Genomic DNA, 5,245 nt, shown 5'->3' with positions numbered 1-5,245 from the left:
CTGCTGCTGACCTGAACCATGACGAACTGGCCCGGAGAGGCCGCAGCGGCGATCTTCGGCGCATGGACGGTGAGCCGGAAGACCTCGGCGGACAGCGGCTCGTTGGCGAGGATGCGGCTTTGCTGCTGGGATGGAGGCATATTATTTATCTTTTTTCAGGCAGGCCGCGCCGCCATTTCAAGCAAAATGCCAATGATCTTGCCCGGATTTTCAATCGAGTATTCATCCAAATCAATATGAATATTCCGTTCTTCCATTTTCAGAAATTTCCAAGCGGTTCCGCTCGTGACTGCGCCGTAAACGCTTGCAGCGTCCTCGCTCTTCTCCGCCGCATTGAACATCTTTGCCGCGACCATCTCCGCGATGCACTGCCCAAGCCCGCCGATGATGTTTTCATTCTTTGCCTCAACCACGGCAATGACCGGGCTGTTCAGCATGAGCTGCTCCGGCGACGCGCTGATGATGAAATCACAGAAGCCGTTCAGCCCCTTTTCCTTATCAACATTGAACTCAATGCCGGAGAAGAGGCTGACGCTGTGCTTGAGCATCTTCCGCAGCTCCACGAGCACAGGGGAGATGATCAGTTCCGAACGGGCTTTCTCCGTGTTGACCGCCCGGGCCAGCGGCACGTTCTCTTGCAGCAGCTCGGCAAACGCCGGACGAAGATCAGCCTTGGGCGCGGCGGCAAACAATCCCTGCTGCTCAACCAGCCGCACGTCGAGCTTCTGTTTGACGGCTTTCAGGTCAAAGTCGCTGTAGGGCATGATGATTCCAGCTGAAAAAGGAACAGACGCAAAATCGGGCGGTGCTTTGGATGTCAGTCAGGTATAATACCCGGCACAGGCTTCTGCTTCAACAAAAACACTCCGCTGCACGGAGGCGGACAATGGACACGATCTATTTCATTTACAGTTTGATCTTCGGCGCGCTGGTCGGCTCCTTTCTCAATGTGGTCATTCTCCGCCTGCCGGAGGAAGGCCAGTCCGTGGTTTTCCCGGCCTCGCACTGCCCGAAATGCCAGACCAAGCTGCGCTGGTTCGAGAACATCCCTGTTCTGAGCTGGCTGGCGCTGCGGGGAAAATGCCGAACCTGCAAGGCTCCCATCTCGCTGCAATATCCAGTGGTCGAATTGAGCATGGCCCTGCTTTCCGGGGCGCTGTGGCGGCACTTCGGCCCCTCTTTCGCCCTGCTCTATTACTTTCTCTTTGCCGCCGCGCTGCTGGCGATCATTTTCATAGACCTGGAGCACCAGATCATCCCCAATCAGATCAGCCTGCCAGGCATTGTCATCGGCTTTGCCGGCTCTTTGCTCAATCCCTGGGTCACGTGGCAGCAGGCCGGGCTGGGTGTGCTGTTCGGCGGGGGAATACTTTGGGGCGTGGCAGTTGGTTATGCCCTGCTGACCGGCAAAGAGGGCATGGGGTTCGGCGATGTTAAGCTGCTGGCGATGATCGGGGCCTTTCTCGGCTGGCAGAGCCTGCTCTATGTGGTCTTTGCCAGTTCGCTCGCCGGTTCGGTGATTGGCGGGCTGTCCCTGCTGCTGCAAAAGAAAGACAGGCAGACCCGCATTCCTTTCGGGCCGTTCCTTTCCTTGGCCGCTTTGTCGTGGCTCTTTTTTCAGCAGGAAATCTTGGCGGCGTGGCTGTGGTATCTGGGCATCATCCGCTGACCGTCCGCTTTTCGCTGCGGCAGACAAAGCCCAGCTGACGCAATTGACGGGCCGGCCAGCAGGAAGCGCTGCTGCTGGCCGACCTTTGTTCTCTTTTTACAGCACCGCTGTCACTGTGTTGCTCGGTGTTCCTGCTCCAGCGGCATTCTCCGCAATGACCCGGAATTCAAGTTCCACGTTGCGGGCCAAGTCTGTCAGTTCAATCTTCAAAGAGGTGGACGTGCCTTTCAGCAGCCAAGCTCCAGCAGGATTGACTGTCCTCGCCTCCGCCTTGTAGAAAGCCGGTCTGCCGCCGCTTGTCGGCTTTTCCCAAACCAGCTGCGCTTGTCCCGCGCTTTGTCGGGGAATATCCAGGCTGCCTGGCTGGCCTGGAGGAGCAAGCGGAGTCGGCTCCGCTCTTGGTCCCCAGCCAATCAGGCTCAAGTCCGCCGGAGTTCTGGCGGTGAATTCCGCATATGAGACATTGTTCTTCATAGTCCCGGTCAAATCGGAGAAAGCGTCGGTTTTGACCTCTGTGGCCGCCTTGGACGCGGCCTGCGCCGCGAGCTGCGCATCATGCGCGGCTGCGGCTGCGTCCCGCTCTGCCTGCATTTGCGCCACAGACACAGGGGGTGATGGAAATACTTCTGGATTGGCGGTGAAACCTGCGATCATGCTGTCCGCAAGCGCCAGAATGTGAGCAGCATCCAAAGGAAATTGAGCCATGTCAGTCCTCCATTGAATTTGATGTGCCGCAGATGAGGCTTGATCTGCGCTTCATGAGACTCAATCCGCAGCTGATTCGCAGGTCATCCGCTCCAGACAGAACTTGAGCCGCGCCTGCTCAGGCTTCATTTGTAACGCGCAATGCTTGAAAGTGCAACAGATTAAACGCGAGGAGCTGCGGATCAGATTCGTTTTGCGGCGGATCAGGCCGCACGGGCGGCAGATTTTGCCGCTTGGCCTGCTGATTGCGCGGCTGAACTGCTGGCTGAAGCGTCTTGGGCCGCGCCTTTGCTGACCCGTTCTGCGGATTTTTCCCGGTCAGCCGGGCAATGGCCCGCAGCTGCTGCGCGGCGCAGGACACGAGGAGCTGCTTTGCCGCTCTGCTGCGCCGCTGCGGTGTGATTTTTGTGGGAGGGAGGCAGTTTTTTGAGTAATCTGGCAGGAGATGCCTCGTCAGCGGCGCGAGAACGTTTGAACTGATCTTGTTGTGAGGGACTGCATGGATTGGCTGGAGCGGATTAAAGAAGCATGGCGCTGGGTGCCAAAGAATCCAGATGTGATTTGGAGCGGTTGGGGACTTATGGCCGTTTCAGCAGGCATAACTGTTCTCTTTTTTGTCTGTTCCAAGCTCTATGCCTGCCTGCGCAAGCCTAAGGCGGTTTCCGTCCAGCCTGATGTCAGCGCATTGCCGACCGGAAGTGTGCTGACCTTTGAGCAGTACAAGAAAGACCTGCTTGAGCTGCATGAAAAATACGTTCTGGAGAAGCAGAAACGGGAAGATATTGAGCGGAAGTTAGCCAATCCTGATGAGAGTTACCAAGAGAAGCTGCGGCTGCTGGAAGAATCGCAGGAAAAATTGCAGCAATTAGCAGGCAGTCTGCCCAAGGAGCAGCTGGCCGAGGCTGAGGAGCGGCTGGCGCAGGGTGATACCGAGCTGGCCGAGCAGCTTTTTGACCGGGTGGCCGCAGAGACAGGCCAGACAGCGGCGGCGGCACTGCTCCAAAGCGGGCGGCTGGCCAAGGACAGGCTGGATTACAGCAAGGCCCTGCGCAATTATGCTGCCGCCGTTGCCCTTGCGCCGGACAATCCCGATTATCTGCTTCCAGCCGGGCAGATGGCCTATCAGATGGGCGAGTATCAGCAGGCGGAAGAATGGCTGGCGCATCTGCTGGCAATCCGGGAGCAGGAAGGCGAAGAGAATGCCGAGCTGGGCCTTGCTTTGAATGACTTGGCAGGGGTTTATGCCGATCAGGGCCGTTACGAGGAAGCAGAGCCGCTACACAAGCGGTCGCTGGAGATTCGGGAAAAGAAGCTCGGCAAAGACCATCCTGATGTGGCAGAAAGCCTGAACAATCTGGCTTTGCTGTATGACTCGCGGGGTCGTTGCGAGGAAGCTGAGCCGCTGTACAAGCGGTCGCTGGAGATTTGGGAAAAAGCTCTCGGAAAGGAACACCCTCACGTGGCAGCTGCCCTGAACAATCTGGCCGCGCTGTATGACTCGCGGGGCCGTTGCGAGGAAGCTGAGCCGTTGTACAAGCGGTCGCTGGAGATTTGGGAAAAAGCTCTCGGAAAGGAACACCCGCACGTGGCGGTTTCCCTGAACAATCTGGCCGCGCTGTATTACTCGCAGAGTCGGTACGAGGAAGCCGAGCCGTTGTACAAGCGTGATCTGGAGATTTCCGAGAAATCCCTTGGTAAAGACCATCCTGACGTGGCGGCTTCCCTGAACAATCTGGCCTTGCTGTATAAATCGCAGGGCCGTTACGAGGAATCCGAGCCGCTGTATCAGCGGGCATTGACCATTCTCAAGGCAAAATTCCCCGGAGGCCACCCGGATATTGACACGTTTCAGGCAAATTACAACAAGCTGAAGGAAAAGATGCAGGCACGATAGGGGCGGTTCGCGAACCGCGCCCTATAGCGGAACGATTCCGGCGGACGACAAAATTTATAGAAAACAACCATTATAGAGGCGCATCGTATGCAAACGCAGGCTGCAAAGCTGTCCAGCAAAGGAAATATTGCCATTCCCAAAGAAATCATTGCCCGGCACAGGTGGAAAATCGGCCAGGAGCTTGAGCTGATTGACACCGAAGAAGGCATTCTCCTGAAAGCGGCTCCGGCATTCAAGCCGACCAAGCTTGATGAGGTTGCCGGCATGTTGCAGCGCACAGGGAAAACCGTCTCGCTGGAGGAGATGGAGGAAGCTGTCCGAAAGGGTGCGCAGGAGCGGAAGTAAAGGGTTGCAGCACGATCAAAAACAGAAATGAAATGGCAGGAATGGCAGACGTTGGCGGACAACGCCGCGTATTGGGATGACCGGAACGAGAAAGGATTGCTGAAGGCGGAATATGTGGCAGGTCACACCTTGCGCCTGTGGTTTGAAGACGATCTTGATGTTTCGATTTACGAACTGGATTTTTATCCCCTGCTGGTGGAGGAGAATCCCGGCGGCGTGTTTGATGTGTTAAGAGATGCAGAGCGGTTCCGTTGCGCGCGTGGAGAATATGCCCTGATCTGGCCCGATCCTGAAACTGGCGCAGACGATGGCCAGACTATAGATGTTGCCCCGGAATGCGTGCGCTTCTTCTGCGAACGGTACGGCAAAGTGCTGAAAACATCTCCCTCCCGCGCCGCATGGACGGACAAATGCGCTGCCTGAAACGGTAGGGGCGGTTCATGAACCGCGCCCTACAGCGGACCAGAGAGCAGCGGGCGGATGTCAGCCAGCGTTTCCTGCACAAGCAGCTTCAGGAGCATCTGGCGAAGAGACAGGAACAGTCTGCGTCGTCACTGCGGCTGGCCGGGATGTGCGCCCTGCCCTTCCTCTTTCACCGCAACAAACGAAGCGAAGTTGATCCAGCGGAAATA

Annotated in this window: 7 protein-coding genes; 5 read left to right on the top strand and 2 right to left on the bottom strand. The window is 57.0% G+C overall.

The genetic code is table 11. The features are described from left to right. Positions 1–155 precede the first annotated feature (155 nt). Positions 156–764: a hypothetical protein gene (locus tag ACNKID_RS10165; RefSeq protein ID WP_417913319.1), complete on the bottom strand. Its 609-nt coding sequence runs from the start codon at positions 762–764 to the stop codon at positions 156–158. A 122-nt stretch (positions 765–886) separates the two neighbouring features. On the opposite strand from ACNKID_RS10165, the gene ACNKID_RS10160 reads away from it, so the two are divergent. Further along, on the top strand, positions 887–1,669 hold the full coding sequence (locus tag ACNKID_RS10160) for a prepilin peptidase (protein ID WP_417913318.1): 783 nt from the start codon (positions 887–889) through the stop codon (positions 1,667–1,669). A 96-nt stretch (positions 1,670–1,765) separates the two neighbouring features. On the opposite strand, the gene ACNKID_RS10155 is transcribed toward ACNKID_RS10160, so the two are convergent. Further along, positions 1,766–2,374 carry a fibronectin type III domain-containing protein gene (locus tag ACNKID_RS10155; RefSeq protein WP_417913317.1) on the bottom strand — a complete coding sequence of 203 codons (609 nt, stop codon included), beginning with the start codon at positions 2,372–2,374 and terminating at the stop codon, positions 1,766–1,768. A gap of 499 nt (positions 2,375–2,873) precedes the next feature. Here ACNKID_RS10155 and ACNKID_RS10150 point away from each other — a divergent pair, with 499 nt between their 5' ends. The 4 genes from ACNKID_RS10150 to ACNKID_RS10135 all read left to right on the top strand — a co-directional run. Continuing rightward, entirely contained in the window at positions 2,874–4,268 is a 1,395-nt protein-coding gene (locus tag ACNKID_RS10150; RefSeq protein ID WP_417913316.1) for a tetratricopeptide repeat protein, read from the top strand. An 87-nt stretch (positions 4,269–4,355) separates the two neighbouring features. Beyond that, positions 4,356–4,613, top strand: coding sequence for an AbrB/MazE/SpoVT family DNA-binding domain-containing protein (locus ACNKID_RS10145; RefSeq protein WP_417913315.1), 258 nt, complete (start codon positions 4,356–4,358; stop codon positions 4,611–4,613). A 27-nt stretch (positions 4,614–4,640) separates the two neighbouring features. Then, positions 4,641–5,036: a hypothetical protein gene (locus ACNKID_RS10140; protein WP_417913314.1), complete on the top strand. Its 396-nt coding sequence runs from the start codon at positions 4,641–4,643 to the stop codon at positions 5,034–5,036. 17 nt (positions 5,037–5,053) lie between these two features. Then, positions 5,054–5,245 (top strand): hypothetical protein (locus ACNKID_RS10135; protein WP_417913313.1); only part of this gene is annotated, 192 nt, incomplete at its 3' end.

This window comes from Candidatus Electronema sp. TJ (assembly GCF_048287355.1).
In the GTDB taxonomy this organism is placed as follows: Bacteria; Desulfobacterota; Desulfobulbia; order Desulfobulbales; family Desulfobulbaceae; genus Electronema.
This window is presented reverse-complemented; position numbering and strand designations above follow the sequence as displayed.

Coding starts and splice junctions, on each gene's coding strand:
- ACNKID_RS10165 (WP_417913319.1), bottom strand. CDS start 764: ATGCCCTACAGCGACTTTGACCTGAAAGCCGTCAAACAGAAGCTCGAC.
- ACNKID_RS10160 (WP_417913318.1), top strand. CDS start 887: ATGGACACGATCTATTTCATTTACAGTTTGATCTTCGGCGCGCTGGTC.
- ACNKID_RS10155 (WP_417913317.1), bottom strand. CDS start 2,374: ATGGCTCAATTTCCTTTGGATGCTGCTCACATTCTGGCGCTTGCGGAC.
- ACNKID_RS10150 (WP_417913316.1), top strand. CDS start 2,874: ATGGATTGGCTGGAGCGGATTAAAGAAGCATGGCGCTGGGTGCCAAAG.
- ACNKID_RS10145 (WP_417913315.1), top strand. CDS start 4,356: ATGCAAACGCAGGCTGCAAAGCTGTCCAGCAAAGGAAATATTGCCATT.
- ACNKID_RS10140 (WP_417913314.1), top strand. CDS start 4,641: ATGAAATGGCAGGAATGGCAGACGTTGGCGGACAACGCCGCGTATTGG.